The organism is Nocardia niwae NBRC 108934 = DSM 45340 (genome assembly GCF_001613465.1).
GTDB lineage: Bacteria > Actinomycetota > Actinomycetes > Mycobacteriales > Mycobacteriaceae > Nocardia > Nocardia niwae.
In genome coordinates this window covers 1-26,742 of the sequence record NZ_BDCK01000021.1, presented here as the reverse complement: position 1 = coordinate 26,742, position 26,742 = coordinate 1, and the positions used below count along the sequence as shown (strand labels likewise).

23 protein-coding genes and 2 pseudogenes are annotated in these 26,742 nt (G+C 66.9%); 7 read left to right on the top strand and 18 right to left on the bottom strand.

What is annotated here, in order from left to right:
* Positions 1-189 precede the first annotated feature (189 nt).
* The 4 genes from NNI01S_RS13960 to NNI01S_RS13945 all read right to left on the bottom strand — a co-directional run bounded on the left by NNI01S_RS13960 (position 190) and on the right by NNI01S_RS13945 (position 4,666).
* Positions 190-1,779, bottom strand: coding sequence for an FAD-dependent oxidoreductase (locus NNI01S_RS13960; RefSeq protein WP_063020520.1), 1,590 nt, complete (start codon positions 1,777-1,779; stop codon positions 190-192).
* Positions 1,776-2,672 carry an alpha/beta fold hydrolase gene (locus tag NNI01S_RS13955; protein ID WP_063020519.1) on the bottom strand — a complete coding sequence of 299 codons (897 nt, stop codon included), beginning with the start codon at positions 2,670-2,672 and terminating at the stop codon, positions 1,776-1,778. Before NNI01S_RS13955 ends, NNI01S_RS13960 begins: the two co-directional genes overlap by 4 nt.
* Positions 2,669-3,523, bottom strand: a complete 855-nt coding sequence (locus tag NNI01S_RS13950; protein ID WP_063020518.1) for an alpha/beta fold hydrolase — start codon at positions 3,521-3,523, stop codon at positions 2,669-2,671. Before NNI01S_RS13950 ends, NNI01S_RS13955 begins: the two co-directional genes overlap by 4 nt.
* A 237-nt stretch (positions 3,524-3,760) precedes the next feature.
* The gene (locus NNI01S_RS13945) at positions 3,761-4,666 is read right to left on the bottom strand and encodes a LysR family transcriptional regulator (protein WP_063020517.1); all 906 of its coding nucleotides are present in this window, start codon (positions 4,664-4,666) and stop codon (positions 3,761-3,763) included.
* Positions 4,667-5,299: 633 nt separating this feature from the next.
* Between NNI01S_RS13945 and NNI01S_RS13940 the strand changes: the two genes are divergently transcribed.
* The 3 genes from NNI01S_RS13940 to NNI01S_RS13930 all read left to right on the top strand — a co-directional run bounded on the left by NNI01S_RS13940 (position 5,300) and on the right by NNI01S_RS13930 (position 8,486).
* Positions 5,300-6,313: a zinc-dependent alcohol dehydrogenase gene (locus NNI01S_RS13940; protein WP_169812968.1), complete on the top strand. Its 1,014-nt coding sequence runs from the start codon at positions 5,300-5,302 to the stop codon at positions 6,311-6,313.
* Positions 6,300-7,460 (top strand): DUF3500 domain-containing protein, encoded by a 1,161-nt coding sequence (locus tag NNI01S_RS13935; protein ID WP_063020515.1) that lies wholly within the window; start codon positions 6,300-6,302, stop codon positions 7,458-7,460. The genes NNI01S_RS13940 and NNI01S_RS13935 overlap by 14 nt, the downstream gene beginning before the upstream one ends.
* A 288-nt stretch (positions 7,461-7,748) precedes the next feature.
* The gene (locus tag NNI01S_RS13930) at positions 7,749-8,486 is read left to right on the top strand and encodes a TetR/AcrR family transcriptional regulator (protein WP_084488787.1); all 738 of its coding nucleotides are present in this window, start codon (positions 7,749-7,751) and stop codon (positions 8,484-8,486) included.
* Between the two features lie 123 nt (positions 8,487-8,609).
* Here NNI01S_RS13930 and NNI01S_RS35290 read toward each other — a convergent pair whose 3' ends face one another.
* Positions 8,610-9,107, bottom strand: a complete 498-nt coding sequence (locus tag NNI01S_RS35290) for a TetR/AcrR family transcriptional regulator (protein WP_063020514.1) — start codon at positions 9,105-9,107, stop codon at positions 8,610-8,612.
* A 451-nt stretch (positions 9,108-9,558) separates the two neighbouring features.
* Here NNI01S_RS35290 and NNI01S_RS13920 point away from each other — a divergent pair, with 451 nt between their 5' ends.
* The 3 genes from NNI01S_RS13920 to NNI01S_RS13910 all read left to right on the top strand — a co-directional run bounded on the left by NNI01S_RS13920 (position 9,559) and on the right by NNI01S_RS13910 (position 13,687).
* Positions 9,559-9,990: a type II toxin-antitoxin system Rv0910 family toxin gene (locus tag NNI01S_RS13920; RefSeq protein ID WP_084488785.1), complete on the top strand. Its 432-nt coding sequence runs from the start codon at positions 9,559-9,561 to the stop codon at positions 9,988-9,990.
* A 266-nt stretch (positions 9,991-10,256) separates the two neighbouring features.
* Positions 10,257-11,306, top strand: coding sequence for an MCE family protein (locus NNI01S_RS13915; RefSeq protein ID WP_063020617.1), 1,050 nt, complete (start codon positions 10,257-10,259; stop codon positions 11,304-11,306).
* A gap of 167 nt (positions 11,307-11,473) precedes the next feature.
* Positions 11,474-13,687 (top strand): bifunctional 3-(3-hydroxy-phenyl)propionate/3-hydroxycinnamic acid hydroxylase, encoded by a 2,214-nt coding sequence (locus NNI01S_RS13910; protein ID WP_169812967.1) that lies wholly within the window; start codon positions 11,474-11,476, stop codon positions 13,685-13,687.
* Positions 13,688-14,065: 378 nt separating this feature from the next.
* On the opposite strand, the gene NNI01S_RS13905 is transcribed toward NNI01S_RS13910, so the two are convergent.
* From NNI01S_RS13905 to NNI01S_RS13895, 3 genes are read right to left on the bottom strand one after another with little or no spacing between them, the layout of a single operon-like run.
* Complete coding sequence (locus NNI01S_RS13905; RefSeq protein ID WP_063020511.1) at positions 14,066-15,202, bottom strand: NAD(P)/FAD-dependent oxidoreductase; 1,137 nt, start codon at positions 15,200-15,202, stop codon at positions 14,066-14,068.
* Entirely contained in the window at positions 15,199-15,396 is a 198-nt protein-coding gene (locus tag NNI01S_RS13900) for a ferredoxin (RefSeq protein ID WP_063020510.1), read from the bottom strand. Before NNI01S_RS13900 ends, NNI01S_RS13905 begins: the two co-directional genes overlap by 4 nt.
* An 11-nt stretch (positions 15,397-15,407) precedes the next feature.
* Positions 15,408-16,592, bottom strand: a complete 1,185-nt coding sequence (locus tag NNI01S_RS13895; RefSeq protein ID WP_063020509.1) for a cytochrome P450 — start codon at positions 16,590-16,592, stop codon at positions 15,408-15,410.
* Between the two features lie 232 nt (positions 16,593-16,824).
* Between NNI01S_RS13895 and NNI01S_RS13890 the strand changes: the two genes are divergently transcribed.
* A complete protein-coding gene (locus NNI01S_RS13890) occupies positions 16,825-17,490 on the top strand; it encodes a TetR/AcrR family transcriptional regulator (protein ID WP_063020508.1) in 666 nt (221 codons plus the stop codon).
* Positions 17,491-17,554: 64 nt separating this feature from the next.
* Here the strand turns inward: NNI01S_RS13890 and NNI01S_RS13885 are convergent, their stop codons facing one another.
* The 10 genes and pseudogenes from NNI01S_RS13885 to NNI01S_RS13840 all read right to left on the bottom strand — a co-directional run.
* Positions 17,555-17,890, bottom strand: coding sequence for a DoxX family protein (locus NNI01S_RS13885; protein ID WP_245676108.1), 336 nt, complete (start codon positions 17,888-17,890; stop codon positions 17,555-17,557).
* Positions 17,891-18,498: 608 nt separating this feature from the next.
* Entirely contained in the window at positions 18,499-19,146 is a 648-nt protein-coding gene (locus NNI01S_RS13880; protein ID WP_063020506.1) for a TetR/AcrR family transcriptional regulator, read from the bottom strand.
* Between the two features lie 176 nt (positions 19,147-19,322).
* Complete coding sequence (locus NNI01S_RS13875; protein WP_063020505.1) at positions 19,323-20,087, bottom strand: glucose 1-dehydrogenase; 765 nt, start codon at positions 20,085-20,087, stop codon at positions 19,323-19,325.
* A gap of 76 nt (positions 20,088-20,163) precedes the next feature.
* A complete protein-coding gene (locus NNI01S_RS13870) occupies positions 20,164-21,009 on the bottom strand; it encodes a helix-turn-helix transcriptional regulator (protein ID WP_063020504.1) in 846 nt (281 codons plus the stop codon).
* Positions 21,010-21,144: 135 nt separating this feature from the next.
* On the bottom strand, positions 21,145-21,396 hold the full coding sequence (locus NNI01S_RS36520; protein ID WP_369689667.1) for a helix-turn-helix domain-containing protein: 252 nt from the start codon (positions 21,394-21,396) through the stop codon (positions 21,145-21,147).
* Between the two features lie 91 nt (positions 21,397-21,487).
* Positions 21,488-21,922, bottom strand: a pseudogene (locus NNI01S_RS36515) (AraC-like ligand-binding domain-containing protein); the annotation flags it as partial.
* Positions 21,923-22,312: 390 nt separating this feature from the next.
* Complete coding sequence (locus NNI01S_RS13855) at positions 22,313-23,557, bottom strand: cytochrome P450 family protein (protein WP_063020501.1); 1,245 nt, start codon at positions 23,555-23,557, stop codon at positions 22,313-22,315.
* 292 nt (positions 23,558-23,849) lie between these two features.
* Positions 23,850-24,218, bottom strand: a complete 369-nt coding sequence (locus NNI01S_RS13850) for a hypothetical protein (RefSeq protein WP_063020500.1) — start codon at positions 24,216-24,218, stop codon at positions 23,850-23,852.
* Between the two features lie 162 nt (positions 24,219-24,380).
* Complete coding sequence (locus tag NNI01S_RS13845; RefSeq protein WP_157114781.1) at positions 24,381-25,643, bottom strand: hypothetical protein; 1,263 nt, start codon at positions 25,641-25,643, stop codon at positions 24,381-24,383.
* Between the two features lie 408 nt (positions 25,644-26,051).
* A pseudogene (locus tag NNI01S_RS13840) lies at positions 26,052-26,742 on the bottom strand (lytic transglycosylase); the annotation flags it as partial.

The window sequence follows — 26,742 nt, the reverse complement described above, 5'->3', positions numbered from 1 at the left end:
TTTCCGATCCGATAGACGTCCCGTCAGCAATGCCGACGCCGACTGCCCGATCTCTCCGGAGCACTCGGGATCGAAGCTGGCCCAGCCGCATCGTGCCCGTGCCGCCCACGACGTTGCCGCCGCGGTCGACGTGCGGACGCTGGTTCTCCGGGCAGGTGTCGAAGCGAGGACTACGAATTCCGTTGTGCTTCACGGCTTCGCCTCGGTGCCATGCACGGCGGAAGTGACCGCGGCGGCTGGGGTCATCGCGCTGATGGCATTCAGTGTGCGCGAGGTCCGGTCGGTGGTGGCGATGGAGCCGATGTAGCCGTCGGGGCGGATCAGCAGCAGGGTGGAGTCGGTCAGGCCGTAGATCCGGGCGAAGGACTCGGTGATGTCGATGAGGACCGCATCGGCCCGCACCTCATCACCGCTGTCGACGGCGATCCTTCGCAGCCCCGCGCCCGCCGCAGGCCAGGACAGCGCGGCCAGGTCCCTGGCAGCTGCGCGACCGTAGGCGATCGCGGTGAAATGCGGTCCGAGGAACAGATCGAACAACCTCTGCGCTCCGCCCGTCGCGTTCAGCAGTTTTGCATCCGGCGCACGATCTCCCGCCTGCAAGGTCGCGGTTCGTTGGGCATTGTCCGCCGCGAGCGGGCCGCCGCGGTAGTGGAGGCCGAGCTGGCGTTCGTCGTCGCCGCGTTTGATGGACGCGGGGTCCAGCTTGGACAGGCCTTGGTATTTCTCGATCGACAAGCCCAAGACTCCGGCCGCGATCGGCTGCCGCTCGGCTTCGTAGGTGTCGAGCAGGCTCTCGGGCGCCCCGGCGAGCACCTGGCCGATTTTCCAGCCCAGGTTGTAGGCATCCTGCACACCGGTATTGAGTCCTTGCGCGCCCGTCGGGGGGTGCACGTGGGCGGCGTCACCGGCGACGAACACCCGTCCCGACCGGTAGCGCTCGGCCAGGCGAATGTTGGGGCGGAACACCGACTTCCAGCTGATACGCGACAAGCGGATGTGTTTGTCGCCGGTCTGCTTGCGAAGGCGCGCGTTCAGGCTGTCCTCGTCCAGAGCGGGCTCCTCACCGGGGCGCAAACGGATCATCACCTGGAAGCGGTCGGAATGCGGTAGCGGGCACGCGCCGACGAACCGGCCACCCGGACGCGGCCACGCATGCCAGCGGTCCCGGGACAGACCGTCCACCACGGCGTCGACGATGATCATTCGATCGGCCTCGTCCGTGGTTCCCTCGAACTCGATGCCCGCTGTCTTGCGGACCATGCTTGCCCCGCCGTCAGCGCCGACAAGGTAGCGGGCGGCGATCTCGGTGACACCGCTGGGACCGGAGACAGTCGCCACGACCGCGTTCGGATACTGTTCGAATCCGATCAACTCGCACCTTGTTTCCACGGACCCGCCCACCCGCTGCAGCCCGGCGCGCAGCGCGGCGTCGGTGCGGAACTGCGGGATCAACCACGTATTCGGATGCGGCACATCGGAAGTCACGTCGTTGTGCGACATCATGCGCCAGGGAATGTTCAGCGGACCCGCATGGATGCCCAACAGCGGGTAGTCGGCTCCGCCGGCGCGGATGTCGTCGAGGACGCCCAGATCTTCGAGGACTTCCAGGCTGCGCGGCTGGACTCCCTTGGCTCGCGAACCCTCGAAGGCGTGCGCGGCCTTGTCGATGATCCGCACCACCAGTCCGCGGCGGGTCAGATCGATCGCCAAGGCGGTGCCGGTGGGCCCGCCGCCGACGACGAGCACGTCGATGAGTTGGATGTTCGGCTCGGTCGTCATCGGTTCATGCCTTCCTTGGCGGCGTCGACAAATGCGATGAACCGCCTGCTCATCTGGGCGGGCTCCTCATAAGGGACCATGTGCCCGCACGGCGAGAAGATGTGCGACTCGGTGGGCGCCAGCAATGTGCAGACTTCGTCGAAACTCGTGATCGGAGTTACCTGATCTCGGTCGCCCCACAGCAGCATTCGCGGCACCGGCAGGTGTCCGGTTCGCCGGTAGAGATCCTGGCGGGCGCCCAGCGGAAAGTCGGCGATCGTGGCAGCCAACGCGTAAATCGAGCCTTCGAATCGGTAGCACTCGCGCACCATTGCGGTGAGTGCCGCGGACCGCTGCGGATCTCGAACGTTGTGCGACAGGTGCCGGTCGAGCATTCGGCCGCCCAGACTCTTGGCCAGGAAGGTGCCCAACGACTCGTGCCGCAGCACCTTCGCGGCGGCCGGCGCGGGCTGCAACCCCGCGGGGCCCGCCAATGTCAAGGTAGCGATCCGGTCGACGTGCCGCTCGGCGAAAGCCATGCTCACCAGCGCACCCATCGAGGTTCCGACGAGGTGGAAGGGTGCCGGCACCCCCAGACGCTCGGTCAAATCGGTCAACTGCCGCACGAACAGCGCCTCGTTGTAGGGGGCCTGCACTCGATCGGAATAGCCCCGTCCGTAAGCGCTGTAGGCAAGGGTGCGGAATCCCCGCCGATGAAGTTCGGCGGCGAGCTCGTCCCAATAGAACAGAGGGACGGTCAGACCGCCTGCGAGGACGACGGTCTCCGCGGCGGCGGGCCCGCTCAATTCGTAGTGAGTGATCCCATCGCCGCATCGGAGGAATTCACCGCGCAGTTCGTCCCGGGTGGTTCCGTCCAGGCGGCGGGTCTCGCCGCGGGCCACGAAGTACTTCATCGCTGTTCCTTCGTCCGTGAGGTCACTTCGGTGGTCGAGAAGTCCAGAACCGCGCCCGCTACCCAGGTCGGGTCTTCGTCGGGGAGCAGGTGGCCGGCGCCGTGGTGGACTCGTTCGTGGCTGCCGGGGATATCGCGGGTGAAATGCTGGCCATCGATCGAAGCGCTGCGCAGCACGAGCGTCGGCGTGGTGATGCTCGGGATCTCGGCCGTGCGATCGAGCTGGTCGGTATTGGCGAAATCGATGAATGCCTGCTGGTTCCCGGGCCGGGTCAGCATCGCATATACCCGGTCGACCATCGCCTCATCCACCACCGAGGATCGCGACCCCACCGCCGAGCGCAGATTGCGTTCGGTAGCCGACCGAGAAGCCAGACGCGGCAACAACAATCGGCCGATCGGGTTGCGCGCCAGCCGCAGCGCCAGCGGCAGCGACTTGCCCGGATAGCCGGTCGCGTTGATCAACACCAGTCGATCCACGCGCCGTGGGTGATCCAAGGCGAAGTTCCAGGCGATGTTGCCGCCCAGCGAGTTCCCCACCACCGAAGCCTGGGGTACCTCGAGCGCATCCAAGAAGGCGGCGACGGTCTCGACGAACGTCTGCACCCGGTAATCGCGGTCGGTGCGCGGACCCGTGAGGCCGAACCCGGGAAGATCGGGACGAATCACGTCGAACGACGACGACAAGGTAGCGGCCACCAGGTCGAAACAGTGCAGCGAGGAGCCGCTGCCGTGCAGGAGCAGCATCGGTTGCCCCGTCCCGGCCCGCTTGTAGTGGATGGTGTGGCCCTCGACGCTCGCGAAGCGCGAATCAGGGTCGATGTAATCGTCGACAGCTACTCGTCTACCCATAATGGTTACAGTGTTGCCGATTTAGGACGGGCAGTCAAGGGATAATGGCAACATCGTGACCGATATTTGCCTACCGCTTGCCCAGGTCGCCGGTTCGCGAGCAGGCGAGCCCTACCACTTGCTGGTCTCTCGACCAGGTGACCGGGGTGGTCGGTCAGTCGCCGGGTAGAGCGAGGCGGATCGGCCGAGCCGCCCGGAAACCACCGGCAACGACTGCGGCCGACCCGACCCGGCCCACTAGCAGCGCAAAGCGCCTGCGGGCAGCTCCTCCGCCGCGGTGAGAGGCAGCTCGAGGGAGGCGAGCAGGTCTCGGTACCGCTGCGCCAGTTGCGTCGGCGTACTGCGGCTGTAGGCGACGATCTCCCGGTAGACCCCGGGGCCGATCCTTCTGGCGTGCCGAATCCAGCCGCCCGGGACGGCGTTGTCGGGCACCAGCGCTACTCCCAGACCCTCCATGGCGAACAGCAGTGCCGCGGCCACCTGCCCGGTACGCGCGACGGCTCGCGGAGTGAAGCCGAGGGCGGTGGCCGCCCGGTCCACTATTTCGCTCATGCCCTGCTCGGGCTCGTAGAGGATCCAGTCGGCTGCGGCCAGTTCGTCGACCTCCACCGTGGAGCGCGTGTCGTGCTCCGCCGGGCCGACCAGCACCATCTCCTCGTAGCCGAGTGAGACCACCGGCCCCTCCCACAGTTCGGGCCGCGGGCCGACCGCGATGTCACCTTGTCCGCCACGGACTGCCTCCTCGAGAGCACGGCGGTGCGAGAAGTCGTGCACTCGAAGAACAGCCGTCGGGAACAGGGAGTGCCACCGGACGGCGCTCGAGGGCAGGATGCCGGAGGCTATCGACCGGACGGTCGACACGTGCACGTCGCCGCTTCGCCCCTCGACCACTTGATGCACTGCGTCCGCGGCTTCACCGACAGCCCGCACCACACGCTCGGCATGGGGCAGGAAGGCCCGCCCGGCGGGCGTGAGGGCGAGTCCATGGCGGCCGCGTTCGAGCAGTTGCGCGCCGAGTTCCTTCTCCAGCGAACGCATCTGCTGCGACAGCGACGGCTGGGAGACATACAGGCGCGCCGCGGCGGCACTGAACGACCCGCTTTCCCAGACGGCGAGAAAGTACTCCAGCTGGCGCAGTCGCATCGGATGAAGTTACCGCCGTCCCTGTCGGCTGCGGACACAGAGCGAGCGAGTCACTCGACGCAATTCGCTCCGCCGTCCCGGCGAGCGAGCCGAGCGAGCCGGGCGAGCCGGGCGAGCCGGGCGAGCCGGGCGAGCCGGGCGAGCCGGGCGAGCAGATAGTCGACTTCCGACCGCGCTCGGCTCGACTGCGCCCATCTGGGCGTGCGCTGGGTATCGGAGGCGAGCGCACGGCCGGGCCCGCACCCGGCCGCTGTTCGTAGTGCAGCAGCGGCAGATGCGCATCGAAGATGTCGTGGCCTTCCCCGGAACGGCCGGATCCAAAATCCACTCCCTCGACCGAACGCCGATGAATTCGGCATTTCCAGATATTTCACACAGTAATATCGCGGCCAGGAGCGAGCACAATATCAATTTTCGTCCCGGTCCATAGGTAGAACTTATACCTGCAGTACGACGTCCGATCGGTGGAATAATTCCAACGATGAGCACAGCAACGCCGTTGGACACAGAAGAATTCGCTCACATAGCCTCCTGATGGACCATAAAAGGACAACGAAAGGCGATGTGGTGTCCCTTCCGGAAACTATGCTTGCGGCGGTAATCGGCGAGCCGGGGATTATCAAGACAAAAACCATGCCGGTGCCACGTCCAGGCCCCGACGACGTTCTCGTGCGGGTACACCGGGCGTCACTGTGCGGCACCGACCTCAAGGTCCGCAGCCGTCGTTTCTTCCACGGCGCCGGCCCGGCGCCGGACACCTTCATCCCCGGCCACGAGTACGCCGGCGTCGTGGTCGCGGTCGGCAGCACGGTCGACGAGTTCTCGGTCGGCGATCGCGTCGTCACCGAGGCACATCGAGGTTGCATGCGATGCCTCAACTGCCTGTCCGGCTCCTACACCGACTGTCTGAACTACGGTGACCAGGTCAAAGGCCATCGGGTACAAGGAATGACGGTCAACGGCGGCTTCGCCGAGTATGTCGTCAACCACGTCTCGACGCTGTACCGGCTTCCCGATGACATCGACTTCGACTCCGCCGTCGTGCTGACCACCGTCGGCACCGTGATGCACGCTTTCGACGTGCTCGACTCGCTGCTGGTGGGCGCCGGCGTCGCGGTGATCGGTCCCGGACCCATCGGATTGATGGCCGTCCAAGTCGCCCGCGAACTCGGAGCCGACCCGGTGATGCTCATCGGCACCCGCAACAACCGACTGGAGATCGGAAAGCGATTCGACGCCGACTATCTGCTCAACTCCCGCGAGGAGGACGCCGTCGCCGCGGTTCGGGAGATCACCGGCGGACTCGGTCCCGACGTCGTCGTGGAGTGCTCCGGCGCCGCCGCCGCGGTCGACGACGCGATCCACATGGTCAAACGCGGCGGCAGAATCGTGCTGGCGGGCTTCTTCGAACAACCGGTGACGGCTGACCTCAATCACGCTGTCATGAACGGAATCTCGATCCACACCATCCGCGGCGAAGGCACACGCTCGGTGGCGAGGGCCCTGTCGCTGGCCTCGCGGGGACGACTGCACACCAGCGCCCTGGTGACCCATCACTTGCCGCTCGAAGACATCGCCGAAGCATTCGACACCTACGCCGAACGGCGAGACAACGCGATCAAGGTCATGCTCGATGTCGCCGGATGAGATCACGCTCGCTCCGGCCCACGAACTGGTCGCCACCGACATGGCCGCCTGCGCGGCCGCATGGCTGGAATCACTCGCCCCCGGCCAACGAACACAGGCGCAGTTCGGCTCCCCCTTGGCTCCTGACGCTGAGGCCGAGCGGCTCCGCTGGTTCTACACCCCGACCGACCACGGTGGACTCGCTCTCCGCGACCAGACCGCACGCCAGCAGGGCTTGGCGATGCGACTGGTCGCCTCGGGACTGTCCGAGGCCGGATACGCCACTGTCGCCACCGTCATGGGCCTGGAGAACGTCCTCGATCAGGTCGAAGGATGGCACGTCCGCTGGGGACGGCAACGAGGCCGAGACCCGGGTCTGTACTGGCTCAGGTTGTTCGGCCGACCCGGTGACCCGGTCTGGGCATGGCGCTTCGGCGGCCATCACATCTCGCTGAACAACCTCATCATCGGCGGACGCATCGTGTCGACGACGCCGTGCTTCATCGGAGCCGATCCAGCCAGCGCCGCTCTGCTCGGTGGGACACTCCGACCGCTGGGCGGGCCGGAAGAGGCAGCTCGGCGCCTGGTCCGATCGCTGGACTCCGACCGGTTCCACACGGCATTACTGCACGCCAATGCCATATCCGACATCGTCTCCGGCAACCGGCCGACCATCGCCCATGGCGACGCGATGATGCACATGCAGGATCTATGGCGCGGCACGTTCACCGATCCGGCGCTGCGAAAGCTGGTCGACGACGTCGACCTGCGCGCCGAAAGCGGTAGCGGATACACCGAAGCCGACCATGCGGCCATGGCGATCTCCTTTCCCCCGAAAGGTTTGGCCGCACGCGACCTCGACCTGGAGCACCGGCACGTATTGCGGCAGCTGATCAGCTTGTACACCGGTCGCGCGCCGAGCGCACTGGCCGATGCCCACGCCGCACACTACGAGGCCGACAACATACTCGACGACGTCTACTTCGGATGGGCGGGCAGCCTCGAGGCGGGCGAGCCGCACTATTACCGGATCCAGGGCCCGGACCTGCTCATCGAGTACGACAACACCCAGCGTCACGCCAACCACGCACACTCGGTCTGGCGCAACCCGCGGTCGGATTTCGGGCTCGACAGTCTGGCCGACCATCTCCGAAACTCCGCGCATTGAGACGTGCTGCCGGTCTACCGGCAGCACGTCCGGGCATCAGGCTGGGCAGCACCGGATCGGAGTCGGCGGGTGGACAGCGCATGCTCTGGGCGGGCCGTCCGGCCAAGCGGTTCGGCGGCAGCGAAAGGCCGGTTAGCCGGACTACCGCCCCGGTGGTGCGAGTTTGCCGGGTCGCACGCGTTGTCCAGGATCGACCGGCGCGGCGCGACCACGCCATGGCATGTTGCAGGATATTTGCGGCATGATCGAGCTATAAAGGCGACGTCGTCACCGTTATATGCTGATCACATGTCCGGCCCGCCGATCCGGGAGAATGCGAGCGTGCCCACCGCCGATTCAGACGCCGCCGAAACCGCCGTCCGCCGCTCCCCCGGCCGCCCGCGGGTGCCTTTCGAACGGATCGTGACCACCGCGCTGCGCCTGGTCGACGAGGAGGGCGCCGACGCGCTGTCGATGCGCACCCTCGCCCAACGCCTCGAAACCGGCACCGCGGTGCTCTACCGAGCCGTCGCCAACCGCGCCGAACTCATCGCGCACGTCGTCGACTGGGTCCTGGGTGAGGTGGTGATCGAAGACGCAACCGACGGCGACTGGCAACGCGCGTGCGTCGCCGCCGCCGAAGCCATCTTCGACGCCCTGCATCGCCACCGCGGGGTCGCTACCCTGCTCATCGAGCAGGTACCCGTTGGACCCAACGCACTGCGCCTACGCGAGCAGGTTCTGGCGATGCTGCTCGCCAACGGGTTCTCTCCAGAGGCCGCGTCCATGGTGTATGCCACTATCGCCCGCTACGTCGTCGGCTTCGCCGCACAACTCCGAGGCCACGACACCGAAGCCAACATCGATCCCGGCCCGATCACCGCCCTCTATCGCCAGCTCGACCCGGCACAGTTCCCTGCCACCATCGCGGTCGCCGACTGCCTACCCGCTCAGACCCTGGAAAGCGAGTTCCGTTTCGGACTGCAGCTTTTCGTCGCGGGCCTCGCGCCGCTGCGTGCCGCGGCGGCCGAGCCGGATTCCGCCTGATTCGGCGCGTTCGGCAATACTCCGCGCCGATGCCATGCCGAGACCTGTCGACGAAGTCACGATTTCGACTCTGCGCGGACAGCACCCACCGCAGGCGCCGCGCACGCTGCTCACCGAGCTGTCTCAACGGTGCCCCAGCGCAGAGAGGGCCTGCTGAGCGAGAGTATCCATCCACGCCGCGGTCACCGCGGCCGGATCGCGCTGTGAGGTGCGCAGAATCGCAAGGACGACTCCGCCGACCAGATCGAGCGCGGCGCCCAGGTCGTGGATGTGGAAGCATTCCGCCGACATGCCGGCGCGCAGGCCGGTGGCCAGACGCGACTCGATGTCCGGGTCTTCGAGGATCCGGTATCTCATCGCAAGGATAATCGCAGCGATATCGGGGTGCGTGACGCCGACCTCGCCGAGCGCCCGCAAGTGCGCACGGACGATGTCCGCCGGATCCTCGATGCCCGCCGCAGCGTCGTCGAGCATCCTCCCGAGGTCCTCGATCACCCCAGTGATGACGGTCTCGAAGAATTCGTCTTTGCTACCGAAGTGGTCGTAGAAGGATCCGATTGCGACACCGGCGTCGTGTGTCAGATCGGCGATACCGATCCGTTCGGCTAGATCGCTACCCAAGGCTCGCCGTCCCGAACACATCAATGCCGCGCGCGTCCGAATGGCGCGAAGCGCCCGCGCACTCGATCGATCGGCGACCTGCGGCAGCGGCGCGTCGGCGCTCCCGTCGCGCGGCTGGCTACGAAGACGTGAGTCCGGGTCGATCTGCTCACCGATAGCAACTCGTCCACCCATAATGGGTACAGTGTCGCCGTTATAGGCGCGTCCGTCAATGGCCTGTCGCGTATCGCCGGTCGACGCTGGAGACCAGCGAGCCCACGACGTTTGCCGCCACCAACTGGACCGTGCCGACCCGGCGAAGGGGTTCCAGCCTGCCGTTGCGATCCGCCCCGCGGACTGCCTTCCATGACCTTGGCAGACCGAATCATTTCGGATACGCTGTAGCCGAATATCGTCACTCCGGTGCGAGGACCTCCCTCGCCGCGAGGTGTTCCCAGGACAGGAGAACCGCATGCGCACCGTTCGAACCAGCGCCACCTTCGAGGCGCGTCCCGAGGAGATCTGGGAAGTCGTGGGCGACCTATCCCGCTGGGGCGAGTGGCTGGTGATTCACAAGTCATGGAAGAGCGGTGTTCCGGCCGAAATCGTCAGCGGCACTACCGCCACGGCGGCCGCCAGCGTCATGAACATGCCGGTGACCATCGAGTGGACGTTCGAAAATGTCGACGCGCCCCGCATGATCACCATGGGCGGAATCACCAGGGCCGGCGTCAAACTGGCGCTGGCGATCAGCCTGCGAGAGCAGGCCCGGACCACCGAAGTCGACGTGACGGCGAGCATCGACGGCGGCATGATCAACGGCCCCATGGGCGGGGTCTTCAAGAACTCCATCGTCGGCGCGCTCGACAGATCGCTGAAGAAGGTTCAAAGCCTCGTCGCCTGACGCCCGATCGACAGCCGCCGACCAGCAACTCGATCCGTCGCTTCGAGCGCGGTCTTCGGCTCCCATGAAGCCACTCGACGGTGCGATCCGCAATCGCGATGGGCCCAGCGATGTTCCGCAAGATCGCTCCGTAAGCCACCCCGGTAACCCAGCAATGTTCATCCCGCAGAGGGGTGGAGCATCAGGCAAGACAGTGAGGCGTGCCCGTGCCGAGATTCAGTTCGGCGACCAAGTTCAGGCCGGTCGAAGCACTCGCGATCAGCGCGATGGCATTTACGGTGGGAAGCTGCTCGCTGCTACCGAACGCGGCGAACGACGCGTTGCGAGAAACCACGCAGATCACCGCGGATTTCGACAACATCGCCGGCATCTACGTCGGCAACCCGGTCACCGTCCTCGGACTCGAGGTCGGGAAAGTCGAGAAGGTCACACCGAAAGGCACGCTCGTCGAGGTGCATCTGTCGATCGAGTCCCGGGTGAAGATCCCGAAAGATGCTGTGGCGGCGATAGTCTCGCCGTCCATCGTTACCGATCGCCACATCGAACTCACCCCGGTCTACACCCAGGGCGAGACCCTCTCCGGCGGCGCGCACCTGCCGAAGTCCAGGACCAAGACCCCGGTCGAACTCGACACCATGATCAAGACCATCGATCGGTTCGCGGCGGCGCTGAAACCGCAGGAAGGCACCGAGGCGCTCGGCCCGATGTCAGGCCGGGTGCTCTACCCCATGCTCGAGGGCGACGGCGTGAAGATTCGTGACACCCTCGAAGCGCTGTCGGCCGCGTTGAAGGTCGGCGTCGACAACAAGGACGCGGTGTCGAACATAGTTCTCCGGCTCAACGAACTCACCACCATCCTCGCCGAGAACGACCAGACGGTCCGCGACTTCAGCAACCGCATGACCCAGATGACGGGACTGCTCGCCGAGCAATCCCCCGGTCTGCAGGCGACACTCGACCAGCTCACCGTCTTCCTCGCCAACACCTCCGGCACCCTCGGGCAGTACCAGGCCCAACTCGCGGGCACCCTGACCGGACTCACGAACGTCACCGGCCAGCTTCGCGACAACGCCTCCGGCCTCACCGAAGTCGCCGACCTCACACCGATGGTGTTCCAGAACATCGACAACATCATGGACCGCGAGAACGGATGGGTGCGAACCCATGTCATCATCCCCACCGCCCTCAACGGTGAAATCATCAGTCTGTTCTGCGAGCGCATCCAGATGAAAGCCGACGGCTGCCGCACCGGCAATATGCGGGACTTCGGCCCCGACTACGGCCTGACCGCCGCACTGCTCGGACTGACCAAATAGCATCCCGGAGTCCTGGTGTCCGTCCACCGGCGCGCGTTGGCCATGGCTCGCAGTTGGGGGGGCGGGCCTGCATGTGCACCGAAGGTATCGCGCAGCGCCCGATACATCGAGCCTTGCCAAGATATCGGACACGATGTTGCCTCAATATCCCGCTGAATCAACCACCGATGGAGCTTCTGACCAATCCGGTCGATGTGTCTGCTGCGGTGACAATGTCTGAGGAGTACTGCATGTCCGACCGATTCGACGTTGCTGTGATCGGACTGGGTCCGGTCGGTGAGCTGGCGGCTCTTCTGCTTGCACGTACGGGACTGACGGTGTTGGCACTCGAGCGCGAAGGCGACGTGTATCCCAATCCGCGCGTCGGCGTCCTCGACGGGGAAGCATTGCGCACGCTGCAAAAGGCTGGGGTGTATGAGCGCGCCGTTTCCGACATGCTCCTCGGGGCAGGCGCCCAATGGGTGTCGGCTCGTGGCAAGGTTGTCGCGACGACGTTACCGACGGAGAAAATCCAGGGACATCCATGGCTATCGGCGATCTACCAGCCGTTGCTGGACAAGCATCTTCGGGCAGCGCTTGCGGAGTACCCGGACGTCGATATCCGACTCGGTCACACGCTCACCGGACTGAACCAGGACAGCGAAGGCGTCGACCTGGAGTTTCGTGATCCCAACGGCGAAACCAGCCGCGCTCGTGCATGTTTCGTCGTAGGCTGCGACGGCGCGAATAGCGCCACCCGCGAAAAGATCGGCGTCCAACTCGTCGGATCCGAATACACCGACACGTGGCTGATCATCGACGCGAAACTTCCGGAGCCGATCGCACATCACCCGTATTTCAAGATGACGCTCGACCCGGCAGCGCCGAGCCTCACGGGCCGCCTCGCTGCTGGCGGGCACCGCTGGGAACGCAAGGTAATGCCTTGGGAGAACAAAGAAGAACTTCTCACACCCCAGGCGGCGCGAGGGGTGATCGGTGCGGAAACGAACCCCGACACCGCACAGATCCTGCGCCATCTCGTCTACGACTTCCGAGCCAAAAGCGCTGAGTACTGGCGGGCCGGACGGGTGTTGCTGTGCGGAGATGCCGCCCATCTGATGCCGCCGATGATCGGCCAGGGCTTGAACTCGGGAATCCGGGATGTCACGAACCTGACCTGGAAGATCGCGGCCGTAGTGAACGCGGGTGCGCCGCTGGATATCCTCGACTCCTATGAGGCCGAGCGCCGCCCGCACGCCGACACGATAACCGCGATGTCGGTTCGCATGGGCCGTCTGGTCACGATGCAATCGCGCCCGGCGGCGGCGATGCGCGACGCGGTGGCCGGAATGCTCCTGCGCGTTCCGGCACTCCGAGAACGTGCTCGCCAAGGCCGCTGGCGCCCATCGGCCCGGTACCGACGCGGCCTGCTGTTGGCACGACCATCGCTGCGCTCGCCGGTGGGCCGCTTGTTCCCTCAGCCCATGGTGCGGACGTTCAGCGGCGCGGAGCATCGACTCGAGGACATCTCGGGCTCCGGCTGGCGGATCGTCGGCTGGGAGGCCGATCCACGTGAAGCGCTCTCGCCACACGGCCGTCGCATCGCGGAGGACGTTTTGAGCGCGACCTACGTAACGCTGACCGCGCCGGGAGGCCGTCCAGTCCATCGGGGGGCGCGGACCGAGATCCTCGAAGACCTCCATGAGCTGGCCCGTCCATTCTTCAGGCGGCAGCCTTTCGTCGTACTCCGTCCCGACCACTATGTCTGTGCCAACCCCGCGGCGACCGCACTCGACGACACCCTGGCGAAGTTGGCGCAGCGGGTATCGAATGCATCGGCATCGGGTCCTGGGCAGGCGGGCACCCAGGCGGTCGAGCGAACCGGTGTCTGGAAACTCGATTCCCGAACAGCGAACGTCGGGTTCGCCGCCCGCGGGCTCTGGGGACTACTCCCGGTATCGGGCCGCTTCAGCCGAGCCCGCGGCTCGATCACCTGGGAAGAGGATGGAACGGGCACAGTGCTGCTTGAACTTCAGGCCGCTAGCATCGCGACCGGTCTCGCCATGCGAGACCGGCATCTGTGCGCACCCGAGTTCCTGGATGTGCAGACGCACCCACTGATTTCGTTCCGTGGCAACGCCGTCAGTCGCGGCTCCGCGCGACTCGGTGTGGTCGGCAAGCTGACCGTTCGCGACACCACCACCGAGCTGCACCTGGATGTCGAGCTCGAACTGGACGGCCCTGGAATCGTCGCCTCGACGACCGCGCGGATCGACTTGGCCCCTTATGGCTTCGCGCCTCCGCTCGACATGGTCCGCCCCGAGGTCAACCTCGAAATCCGGGGACGACTCATCCCCGTCCACCCGGAAACCGAGAGTACCGACGTGCGTTCCCCCGCCTGACGTCGACCAGGTAGCCGTCGTAACCGACTTCGATCGATGCACGCTCCAGACGTGGAGGCCGACCACCGCCGTGCCACCACGCACACTCCGTTCTGGCGTGATCCGCGGGCGGATTTCGGACTGGACAGTATGGCCGAGCATCGCCGACGCTTGCATCGAACAACGCCGGTTGAACGGCTGCCCTGGCGTCACTCGGGCAGCCGTTCAACCGGCGTTTCAGAACATGGGCGCGGGATTCTGCCCGTTCGGCGGCGAAAACAGGCATCGTCAAGGCATAGCCACTCGCAGCGTTCCGGTTTGTTCGGCATCTGCCGTGCAGGACTACGGCCTGACCGCCGCACTACTCGGACTGCCGAAATAGCGTGGTCGCTGTCCAGATCAATCGCACAGCAGGTTGGCCATGGCTCGCAGTTTGGGAACCGGCTTTCGTATTCCGTAGGCGACGACAGTGGCTCGCGCGTCGCCGAGATCCCAGCGCAGCAGAGCGGACCCGTCGGCCAGGCTGCCCTCGACAGTCGTCGGTTCACCAGCGACCGGCAGCGGGCCCACGATCTTGATGGAGAGGCCGAGAATCTCCGTCCAGAAGTAGTCGTCGGCCGGTGTCGTTCGCGGTGGCAGCCCGAGAGCGGAGGCGGCAGCGACCTTGGCTTGCGCGACAGCGTTGGACCAAAACGGTGCGCGGCGCCCCTCGGCGCGCAGATACGTGACGTCGCCGGCCGCGTATACCCCGGGCACGTTCGTCGAGCACTGGCGATCGATGCCGATGCCCAGGTGGTCGGCCACCTCGGAACCGTCCAACCACGCGGTGTTGGGGACTTCCCCGGCACAACTGATCACGAGATCAGCGGACAGTACCGAGCCTTCCGCGAGGACCACACCGCAGACGGGATCGCCGGCGAGTGTGACGAAGTGCGGTGTCCGCACGATCTGGACGCCGTGCCGCTCGGCGCGGGCGGTGACGGCGGCGGAAAGAAACGGGCCGAGAATCCGCTGCAGCGGCGGGTCGACATCGACCACGGTGACCGGAACACCGCGGGCGACGCAGGCGCTGACGACCTCCATACCGAGGAATCCAGCGCCGATCACGATCGCCGAAGTCGCCGTGGCGAGCCGAGTACGCAGCAAGCGGGCGTCGGCGAGCGTCCGGAGAACGAGTTCGCCGCTCTGTCCCGGGGTCGCGAGGCGGCGGGCATCCGCCCCGGTCGCGGCGATCAGGGCGTCGTAGCCGACGATTCGGCCGGTTCTGGTGGTGACCGTGCGATCATCGAGGTCAGCGGCTATGGCGGGCTCCCGGACGAGGTCGACATCCAGGCCGTCGAGCCGATACCGCAGTGTGTCCTCGGCGGCGGGGTCGTGCAAGACGACTTTCGACAGCGGCGGCCGCGCGTACGCCCCCTGGCTCTCGGCGCCGACGATCGTGATCGAACCGGTGTGGCCGAGGGTGCGCAGCTCACGAGCGGCGGTGACCCCTGCGATGGACTCGCCGACGATGACAAGCGAGTCGGGTGACCTCATGGCTGTTCGCGCAGGGCGGCCACCGGGCAGGAGTTGACAGCTGCTCGGGTGACGGCGACATACTCGTCGGGAACGTCGGCGCCTTCGAACCTATAGGTCAGTTCGGCGTCGTCGTCGAGGCTGAACACGGCGGGGGCCTGTTCGGCGCACAGGCCATGGCCTTCGCAGCGGGGGTAGTCGACGGAGATCTTCATGCGATTGTCTTTCAGGCGGGGACGAGTTGCAGGGGCGAGCGTTCGAGGCGGTGGATGATGTTGTTCATCGCCCATTCGCCTGGGCCGGTGAGTTCGATGCGTTCGACGCGGTCGACCAGCGCGCGGAGCATGGCTTGGGTTTCCAGCCGGGCCAGGCCCTGTCCGGCGCAGCCGTGCGTGCCGTGTCCGAAGCCGAGCTGGCGGGCGGCGTCGCGGCGGATGTCGAAGGTGTCCGGGTCTTTCCACTCTCGTGGGTCTCGGTTGGCGGAGGCGTAGATGACCACCACCCGCGCGCCTCTGGGGATTCTGGTGCCGGACACCGTGGTATCCCGAGTTGCTTTGCGGGAGAACGCTCGCAGGGGCGACTCGTACCGAACCACCTCGTTCACCGCGTTCGGAATCTTCGCCGGGTCCGCCCGCAGCATCTGCCACTGATACGGATGGGTGGCGAAGAGGTATAAGGCGCTGGAGATCGCGCCGATCGTGGTGTCCAGCGACGGAGCGAGATAGTCGATCAGCAGCGCAGGGCATTCCGAGCGTGGAACGTGGCCGGTGTCGGCAGCCTGCAGGACCTCCTCCCCAGCACTGCCGGGCAAGATGTCCCGGTCGCGGGCGAGCCGCCGGGTGAAGCGCATCATCTCCGCACTCGCCGGGGCGGTCCGGATCGACTGGCTGTTGATCGGTCCCATCGAGTCGAACGTCGCTCCGGCCCAGCGCAGCAGGTGCTCGCGGCCATGCTGTGGCCAACCGATCAGATCCGGGACGACCGACATCGGCAGCGCGGTCGCGAGCTCGACTCCATCGATCACACCGCGCGAGACCGCGGCCTCGACCGCGGCCACTGCCTGCCGATCGATCGTTTCCCGCATCGCGCGCAAAGCCTTGGGCGTCAGCCGGTGCGCCAGTATCGCGCGCCGACGGCTGTGGTCCGCACCGTCGCTGTTCAGGGTGGTGCCTCGGGAGAGCCGGTTGGCCACCGGATTCAGCGCGACGCCCGCGCCGGAGATGAAGGTCTCGTCGTCCAGCAGCACGGCTTTGCACTCTGCGTAACGAGGCAACGCGTACGCACGCTGCTTGGGCAGCCACACCACCGGGCCCAGCTCCCGCAACCGCGCGTAGTGCGGATAAGGGTCGAGAATCGCCGCCCGGGAATACAGGTCGGGCTCATAAGCCTGGGCGGCGCTGCGGTTGCGCATCGAAACTCCTCGAACACAGACGTTGGCCGGTGGCAGACGGGTCGAACTCCGCTCGAGGTCGCAGTCCGCCCGGCCACTTCGCTGCGGCGCCAGGAAAACGGAAGTTCCCGTGAGCGCCGATACCAGGCTACGACGCTGGTTGACTACATGTCAATGACTTACAATCAATTTGTATTCCCGCCTGGTGACCCCCCACTATCGGAGGGGGTTACCGTCGACGGAAGGGAAACCGATGACCGCGACAGCACCGAAAGGCCGAACGACGCGGGCGGCGCAAGCCGCCGAGACCCGGCAGCGCCTCATCGACGCCGCGGTCGAGATGTTCTCCGCGCACACCTACGAGGAGGTCGCCGTAGCCGACATCGCCAAGTCGGCCGGCGTCGCCCACGGGCTGCTCTTCCACTACTTCGGCAACAAACGCGGCATCTACCTGGAGGCCATGCGCGACGCCTCGGACCGGATCGTCCGCGTGCAGAAGTCGGATCCCGGCCTTCCGGCCACCGAGCAGATCCGCGCCGGCCTGACCGCCCACTTCCGCTATCTCGCCGCACACCGAGGGTTGGCGCTACGCCTGGTGCTGAGCGGGCGCGCCACCGATCCCGAGACCTGGGAGGCATTCGAAGCCGGGCGCTGGCGCGCCATCGAGAGGTGGACCACCCTGCTCGGCCTCGATCCCGGAAACTCCGCCCTGCGGATGATGATGCGGTCGAGCATCGGCGCGCTCGACGAAGCCACGGTCTACTGGTTGCAGAACGACGAACCGTTCGATGCGGAGGCCATGGTCGACTGCGTCCTCGAGATGACCGTGGCCGGAATGCGCGCCGCTGCGACCCTCGACCCCGAACTGGACGTCACCGATGCGGTGAACACCGTGCTCGGCGCCCGTCGGAATCGGTGAGTTCGCCCCGCTGCACTCGTGCGGTGATCGAGCCTTCCCAGCACCGGAGCCCGTCGCCCGTTGTTCAGTGCGCTCCGAACACAGTGGCGACATAGGCGATCGCGATCGAGCCGATCAGGATCGACGGGGCGAATTCGCGTGGCCCGTCGCCGATTCGAAGATGAGTGACGAGCGCTCCAACCATCATCGACGCCAGGCCGAGTCCCGCAGCCGCGCCGAGCGGCCACCACGCGATCCCGACGAGCAGTCCGACGGCACCAGCTAGCTCCAGCGCCCCGATTCCGCGGTAGCCGGAAACGGAGAAACCCGTATGTTCGGCTCGCTTGCGCATCTCCTGCACGGCCATAACCTTGGCGACACCGAGCGGCGCGAAGCCCACTGCCAGCAGTACGGCGAGCACGAGGGATGCGACTGTCATCGCGATTTGCCTTCCATTCGATCGCGCGGCCGACCGCGAGTTCCGGCGACGGACACATCAGCGTCCCGGAGTCGGCTGCACGGAACTCGCCGATAAAACTTGATCGGCATCAACTTCTAGGTGCCGGGCAAGTCTCACATCGAAGTTGATTTTCGTCAATATATGAGGACCGCCTACCCGACGGAACCAGGCAGTTCCAACTCCTCGCACTACCCACCAGACCTGCTGCCATGAACCCCACACCTCTACGGGGGCACGTGCCGCCCACCCTCCGCCGCTCCGCACGGCCGGGTGCGGCGACCGAATGGAATCCTGGACGGCTATACCCCGAATCGGCCGCCACGCTGGTGCTCACCGCCGCGCTGGATGTGCTGATGGTCGGCCGCCATTCCCGTCGTCGGCGCGATCATCACCGGCTTTCGGTACCCGCGCGGAGGCCCGCTTCCTGCTCTGCCCTCACCGGTCGATAGGCCCTACCGAGGCGCATTCGTGGACATGTCGGCAGGGTCGCGGAACGTCGCCGGGCCGTCATCGCGGTGATCGTCACCGCGACGGTCGGCGGGTGACCCCGTCCGAGTGCCTGCCCGGGGTCAGGCGCCCCGCGCGCGCAACCCCGCGGTCACCACATCGGCGACGAATTCCGCGTGTGCGCGGACCGCAGCCGGATCCAGCGGATCGAGCGGATCCAACCGCTTGGCGAACGGGGTGAGACCGAACGGTGCGGCGCCGCCGTGCGCGACCAGGAAGTGCACACTGCGGATGTCGGCAGCGGTGAGCACGCCTCGGTCGACCAGGACCTTCAGCGGCGCGGTCAACCGGAGGTAGAGCGGCTGGATGTGCGCCTCGAACAGATACGCCAACCTGGGACTGTCGGTCGCCGCTTCAACGGTGACCAGTCGCAGTACATGCGGATGGGTTGCGTGCAGCAACAAGAACTGCACGATCGTCTCCCGCACCGCAGCCGGCAGATCCGATTCCGCCAGCGCGACATCGAGGCTCATGCCGTCTGCGATTTCACCGAACGCCCAGTCCACAGTCGCGAACCACAACTCCTCCTTGGAGCCGAAACGCTGATGGATGAGGTTGTGACTCACACCGAGTTCGCGGTTGAGCGCGGCGACCGACGTGCCGTCGAACCCGTTGGCGGCGAACACCTTCAATGCCGCCGACAGGATGTCGGTCAGCGAGGCCGGCGACAATTCGGCCGGTGGGCGCCCCCTGCGTGCCTTACTGGTCATGCGATCAAGCCTAGTCAGGATATTGACGCCCTCCAACTTCCATGCTCTCTCGACTTCGCTGGTCCCGAGGCGACGACCACCGCTATGCCTTCCTCGCCGCGGCCGACGACAGCAGACCAGCGAACCGACGAGCGCGAGCGAGCCGCCGGGGAAGGCGGACGGCTCGGCCGGCCCGGCTACAGCATCGCCGCCGGGATGACCGAGATCAGGCCGCCGTCGACGAGGATGTCCTGCCCGTTGATGTAGGACGCTTCGTCCGACGCGAGGAAGGCGACCGCCGCCGCGACGTCCTCCGGGGTTCCGACGCGTCCGGCGGCGACCGTGGTGGCGATCGCGGACTTGACCTCGGCGGATGCTTCGGCCTGGAAGGCTGGGGTGTCGATGTACCCGGGGCTCACGGAGTTGACGCGGATACGCCGGGTCGTGAGATCGGCGGCGAAGGTTCGGGCCAGACTCTGCACCGCGGCTTTGCTCGCGGTGTAGAGGGCGGCGGCGGGTGCGCCGCGATACGCGGCGAAGGACGCGTTGATGACGATCGCCGCGCCGTCCGGCAGGAGGGGCAGCGTCTGCTGGATGGTGAAGAACGCGGCCTTGAGATTGGTGTCGAGGACGCGGTAGAACTCACCTTCGGTGACCTCGTCGATGGTTTGGAACGCGCCGATGCCCGCGTTCGCGAACACCACGTCCAGTCGTCCGAACCGGTCGCGGATGGTCGTGGCCAAGGTTTCGAGATCGGTGAGATCCGCGGCGTCACCGGCGATTCCGAGTGCCCGATCCCCGAGTTCGTGGACCGCCGCGTCGAGTCGCGCCTTGTCGCGCCCGGTGACGATCACCTTCGCTCCTTCGGCGATGAGCCGGTGCGCGGTGGCCAGGCCCATGCCGCTGGTTCCGCCGGTGACGAGTGCGATCTTGCCGTTGTATCGGGAACTGTCGTGCGTCATGGTTCCAGCGTGCCGACGCCGCCCCGGAGCGAACAGTGCGCATTTATGGTGGGTGTGGGACCACCACCCTGCGATGTCAGGCGGGCGAGGCGACGCGCACAGGGTGCAGCCGTTCCAGGCGCTCGCCGGTGGCGGTGCCCGGCCGCGGGTTGTACAACACGAGCTGCCATTCCGGATGGTCGGCCACCGTCAGCGTCGTCGCGTCGAAGAACAATTCACCGAGGTCGGGGTGGCGCAGCGCGTTCACCGCCTGTGCCGGAACGCCGACTTCTTGCCGATCCCAGAGTTCGGAGAATTCCGGGCTCACCAACCGGAGATTGTCGACCACCCTGCGGAAGTCGGCGTCACCAGGACAGATGGCCGCGCTTGCCCGATAGGCGGCAACGATGGCGGGTGCGTTCGCCGCCCACAGTTCGTCCATCGCGCGGTAGCGAGGATTGGTGAAATAGGTGAGCAGGCAATTGTGTTCGCCGTCGCCGTAGCCGAACACGACCCGCGCGGCGTCGTTGCAGGCGAGCATATTCCAGTACCGGTCGCGCAGCACGGCGGGCCGCCCGGCCCAGGCATCGATCAGCTGCTGCACTTCCGGCGTGACGGCTGTGGCCGGCGCGCACTCCAGGGGAGGCGGATTGAGTCCTGCCAGCAGGTACAGATGGATCCGTTCCGGTTCATCGAGCATCAGGACCCGCGCGATCGCATCGAGCACCTCGCCGGACACGGTGATGTCGCGCCCCTGCTCCAACCAGGTGTACCAGGACACGCCGACCCCGGCCAGCACGGCGACCTCTTCCCGTCGCAATCCAGGCGTGCGCCGCCGACCCGTCGCCGGAAGACCGACATCCTCGGGCCTCAGCAGCGCACGCCTGGTGCGCAAGAAGTCACGTAACAACTCACGGCGTGGCGGCACGGCTTCGCTGGTCATAAGCCACGGTAACAAGCGACCGGTCCGGGGCGGCAGGGCTCCGACGATCGCGCCGGTCACTTCCCGGCCAGGCACTGCGTTGCCGTGTGCATCGGCAGCCGAGCCGCTGCGCACGCCGGAGATTCCGCGGGCGGGCTACCCCTCGGCGCCTGTGCCGAACAGTTCCTCCCGCAGCTGCGCCGGGGTTTGCCCGAACTGCCGTTGGAATGCCTCGCGGAACCTACGTGTCGTGCTGAAGCCGACCTCGGAGGCGATCCTGTCCATGTCGATGGGCAGTGGAGTGGACAAGCGCCGACGGGCGAGGTCGAGGCGGAGCTGGCGCAGCATCGCGCCCGGTGTCCGGCCTTCGGTCGCCTTCAACACGGTGTGCAGCGTCTTCAAGGACATCCCGCACATTTCGGCGATCGTTCCCGGCGTCACGGTGGGATCGCTCGCCTTCTGTTCCATGAGTATCCGTGCGCGCGAGCGGGGCGTCTCCGGGGCGGACGAGGCGGATCGACTTCTCGGGGACGGTCATGATCAGCGCACGAATTGTCTCGTCGTGCGTCATGTACACCGGGCTGCCCCAGTGGAAGAGGCTGATCTTGCCCGGACGGAAAACTTCCTTGGAACCACCCTGTGCGAGTTTGAAACTCCCTTCCAGCGGGATGAGGAGTCGGTAGCCGTAGTCGCCGTCGCCGCGCACGTCTCGTCGAGAGCGCTGGTAGTCGAGGGCGCCGGACTCGAATCGGACGATGTGGAATTCGCCGACACTCCGGCCGAGCGCCGATGAGCTGAAGTCGTCGTCGTGGAAGGCGAGCCCGACCCTCCCCTGCCAGGTATGGAGCCAGTCGTGCCAGCGGGCGGCCCGGTCGGCCTTCGGCTCGTCTTCGCGCGTGCCGAAAAGGACTTGCCGGTAGTCCGGATCGGTCATGGGGAGCCCTTTCGCACGCCGCCGCAAGCTACGAAACCGACCACAAACCTACAAGAGGATCGTCGTGCTGCCGAGTCGCGGTCATGGCACGCCTTCCGCTGCTCCCTACCCCTTCAGCAGTACTGGAAGCCTTCCGTGCCCGGTGGATACGAACCCGGGTACGGTGCCGAGTTCGCTCGGAGGAAGGGCGAGTTTCATACCCGGATACCGCTGGAAGATCGAGGGAAGGCCGACCCGGCAGAAGGTAAATCGTCTGGTCGAGTGTGCTCGGCGTCGTTTCGTGGCCCGCGTTGATCGTCGCGCGTGCTCGTCATCTCCTCGCCGCGGCTTTCCCGGAGACAGGGATCCGGATCGTGCAGCAGCCCGATCGTCGTCGAATGCCCTGCTGGTCTACGGATTGCCGCCCAGACGGATCGGCGGGCTCTGAGGGAAGATGACCGGCAGCGAGGACAACGCCCGGTGGAACGGCCCCGGTCGCCACCGCAACTGGGACGCAGGCACCGCAAGCTTCATCTCGGGCAGGGCATCCAGCAGCTGGTCGATCGCGTCCTGCACGATCAGCTCGGCCGCCGAGCGCGCGGGACAGGCGTGCGGGCCCGTGCCGAACGCCAGATGTGACCGGTTGTCGGTGCCATCGCCCGTCCGGATGGCAGGGTCGTTGTTGCAGGCCGCCATGCTGATCAGGACCGGCTGGTGGGCCGGCAACCAGGAGCTGCCGATGAAAACCGGCTGCCGCGGATAACTGACGCGGTAGTTCGACGTCGGCGGATCGTTGAACAACACCTCGTCCAGCGCGGCCCGCGTAGGCTTGCTCCCGTCGAGCGCCCGGCCCGCGAACCGCTCGTCGGTCAACAGCAGCAGCACGGTGTTCGCGATCAGGTTCAGCGGCGGCTCGATTCCGGCGTCGTACAGCCGCACCAGCTGGTGCAGCATCTCCTCGTCGTCCAGCCCGGCCGGGTGCTCGATCAGCCAGCTGGTGACATCCGCGCCCGGATAGATGCGTTTGAACCGAGTCAGTTCCACCAACGCCTCGGACAGCATCTGGTTGCCACGTTCGGCATCGACGCTGTCGCAAATCGCCGCCATCCCGATCGCCGCGCGTTGGCTTATCACGGTGGGGCTGCCGAGCAGCGCATTGAGTGTCCCGAAGATGACGGGCAGCGCGTACTGGCTCACCACATCGCAGTGCCCGTCCTCGCAGAACGAGTTGATCTGCGGGATGGCGATCTGTTCGATGGTCGCGTGCAGCCGGTACAGATCGACTTTGCCGAGCGCATCCGCGGCCGCCGACCGGTACCGCGTATGGTCCTCGCCTGCGCCGCGGATGGGGTTGGGCCGCCACTCCATCATGGGCCGGATCGGACAGTCGGCGGGGACCCCGCGTTCCCCTACGCGCGGATCGGAGGGGAAACGCTCCGGGTCGTGGAGGATTTGCAGGGCGGCGTGATATCCGATCACCAGGGTGGCCGGAACACCTGGCGCCAGGTCCACCGGTGCCAGCGAGCCGAAACGGCGCCGCATCTCCCGGTAGAACTTGTGCGGGTCGGCCGCGAATTCCTCGGAGTAGAGATGCACTCGCGGACCATCGAAGTCGCTGGGCGCCGCTGTGGCGAGGGTTCCGGTGTCGGAAATCATCACTGGTTCCTATGGGGTGTCGAGGTCGAAGACGACCGCCGGGTCGAGGCACCGTGGGCCGGGCGGTGCGGTCACGTCGGCCCGAGGCCGCTCACATGACGCGGGCTGCTGCACGCCCGGACAGGTCGACGTCCTCCTTGCCTGCGAACTGACGAAAGCGCTTCTCGCACAGTAAATTTTGGCAATAGCCAGGCTCTACCGTTTTCTTGTAAGTTTGCGGACATTCTTTGTAAGGCGCGGGCGCTCTTCACCCACGCGGTGCGCGCGCCGGCGGCCAACCCATCGCCGTGCTTTACAGCAGTTCGATCCGACCAGGCTCGGGTAGCGCGTGTGGACGTTCGTCCGTATACCAGGCGTACTCGATTGCGCTGAGCCACCCGTTCTCGACCCACAACATGATCTCGCCGATCGGTTCTCCATTGCGGTCGGTGACCGCGCCGCCGGCGAAGATCCCATCCGGCGAACCGGATACTCGCACCGCACTGGGCCGCACCACCAGATCGATACTGGGCGAACCGACGCCCCACGTGGCGACGACCTGCGAAAACGGAACCTGCGCCAGGTACGCGGAGGCATCGGCGGCGTCCGACGACAGCAACTTCGCCACGACGCTGGTTTCGAGATCGGTCAGGGTCCGCGGTGGAATCGGCACACCGCTCATCGGTCTCCTCGGTTCTCCGCTACGATCAGGCCGCCTTCTTTGCGCAGGCCGCCGACCAACTGGCCGATACTACGACCCGGATCACCGATCCGGGTCGCTACGCCGCTGCCTTCTTCATCAGCGAGTCGTGCCTGCGCTCCTGGCGCGCGAGACCGGTCGGTGTCAGCGGCCGTTCAGCCAGCTCTCCTTCAGCTTCGCGTGGTTGTCCCACCATGCCTGGACGGCTGCCGGATCGGCGTTCCAGGGCGGCGGTGGGGACTCACCCGGGAAGAGGTAGGTGTCGTCGGGAGCCGCGGCGGCGCTCGGTTGCGGAGCCGGCGGTTCGAGGGATTCCGTCGACGGCGGCGTGCGCGGGTGCGGCGGCGGTTGCTGCTCGGCAGGCGGCGGGACGGGAGCAGGCGGCACGGGTGGGACGGGCAATTGCGCCTGGGCATTCGCCGGGTGCGGCGCCGGTGGCGGCGGCACCGGCGGTTCGGGATACGGCTCGGGGGTGGCAGCCGCGGCCGGTACCGGCACCACCGGGGCTTGCTCGACCGCCGGCTCGACCGGCACGGCAGCCGGATTCGGGCCGACCGGCTGCGTCGCGGAGACCGGCACCCGTGCCGGTCCGCCGATTTCGGCGTTGGCCGGGCGGTCGTCCCGCACTTGCCCGACCGCGACGGCAGCGCCGCCCAGCAGTGCGGCCGCGGCCGCCCCGGCCAGGATCACCCGGCCGCGGTGTCGGCGATCGGACGCCACCGGCGCCTCCGCCGGGCTCCGGAACGGAGCGGCGGCGACCAACGCCGCGCCGTAGGCGGCGGCATTGGCATGGTCGGGCGCGGTGTGCACGGGTATGGCGAAACCGGCGCGGAACGCGGAGAGCACGTCCGCGTTTCCGGCGGAGGAGCCACACAGCACGACGGCGTCGGGCGACAATCCGGCCGCCTCGAGGGCAGGCCGGATCCGATCGACAGCCATCTGCGCGGTCGCGGCGTCGACGACTCCGGACGACCACCCGCCAGAGGCGAGGATCTCTGTCCGATTCGGCCCGATCACGAGATAGGACGTGTGGTAACCGACGACCTCGAGCGCCAGCAGGGTGCTGTCCTCGGCCGTGCCCGGCAGGTCAGCGAGCAGCGCGAGCAGCGCTGTCTTGGTCGACACGAGCGACGACGACCGCCACGACGCCGACGACAGTTGCGAGACGATTGCCCTTCTTTCGGCCACCGTACGGTAGGCCACGGCGACATCGTCGATGCCGGTGCCGGGTTCCGCGTCGGCCGTCAACGCGTCCAGCGCGGCGGCCACCGCCGCGGCGGTGGAGTGCGCGACCGGTTGTTCGATCTCTTGCAGTACGGCGGGCCGGGTGCCCTGCCGTGCCGTAGACGCGAGCAGCACCCCGCGCACCACGGCCTGTTCCGCCGATATTCCGACTGTGGCCCTCATGAGATCACCTCTGCTCAACCGGTCTCGGTAAGGGGTTCGTCACCGCGGACGCCGACGATTGGCCAGAATCCGCCGAGCGCCCACCGCACGAGATGGCGTCGTCGAAGACCATGAGCGGTCCATGACCTCCACAGCGCCGCTAGTAGATGCCACGCGTTTGCTATGAATCACAATACGACGGTCGGAGCGGTCCGGATACGGCTTGGCGGACGCGTCGCGCCGAGGCGATCGCGTCGGGACAGTATCGAAACAGCAATGTTTCACAGTAGGGCTCAGGAGCGGCGGTGAGCAGACCGCCAGCGACGTTCGAGGTGGCGACCGCAGCGGTTGATCTCGCAAGGTTCGCGACTCCCCGGCAACGCCCACACACGGGGGTCGAATGTGCGGGAGGCCTGAAGGGCAGGGCCGTCAGCCCGCCGGCGGCGAGGGCGGAGCCGGGAGCGGGATGACGATGCCGAACGGAAGGGTGATCCCGGGCTGCGGCGTCGGCGTTGGCACCGGCTCGGCGTCGGGCACGGGCTCGGGTTCGGGTTCCGGGGCGGGCGGTGTGGTGATGGCCGGTTCGGGGTTGCGCGGTTCGGCGCCGCCCTGCTCCGGGGCTCCGGGCGCGAGGCCGGTGGCGGCGTCCTTCTCCGGTGGCACGCACTCGGCCGCAGGGGCTCCGGCATCGCCGTCCAGGTTTCCGGACGCTTCGGGGCCGTTCGCGCCGGGGTCCGGTAGGCGCCCGGGCGCCGCCCCGTACGGCTGCCCCGGCGCGAGCGGGATGCGTGCGATGCCGGGCTGCCCGGGTTGCGGCATCGGCGCGGGAACGGGCTGCGCGACACAAGGATTCACCGGCGGTGGCGGCGGGCAGAAGATGCCGCACGGGATCGGCGGCAGACCCGGGAGTGTGATCATCACCTGCGTCGGCCCCTGCTGCCGCGGCGCGGGCGCGGGCACTCGCGGCGACTCGACCGGGGCCGGCACCGCCGTGGTCACCGCCGTCATCTCCGCGCCGGGACCCACCGCCGACAGCGTGCCCGGGGCAACCAGATCCGGCGAAATCCGCACCTGCGTCGGCACACCCCCCGTCCGATACGCCGCCGACCAACTCAGCACG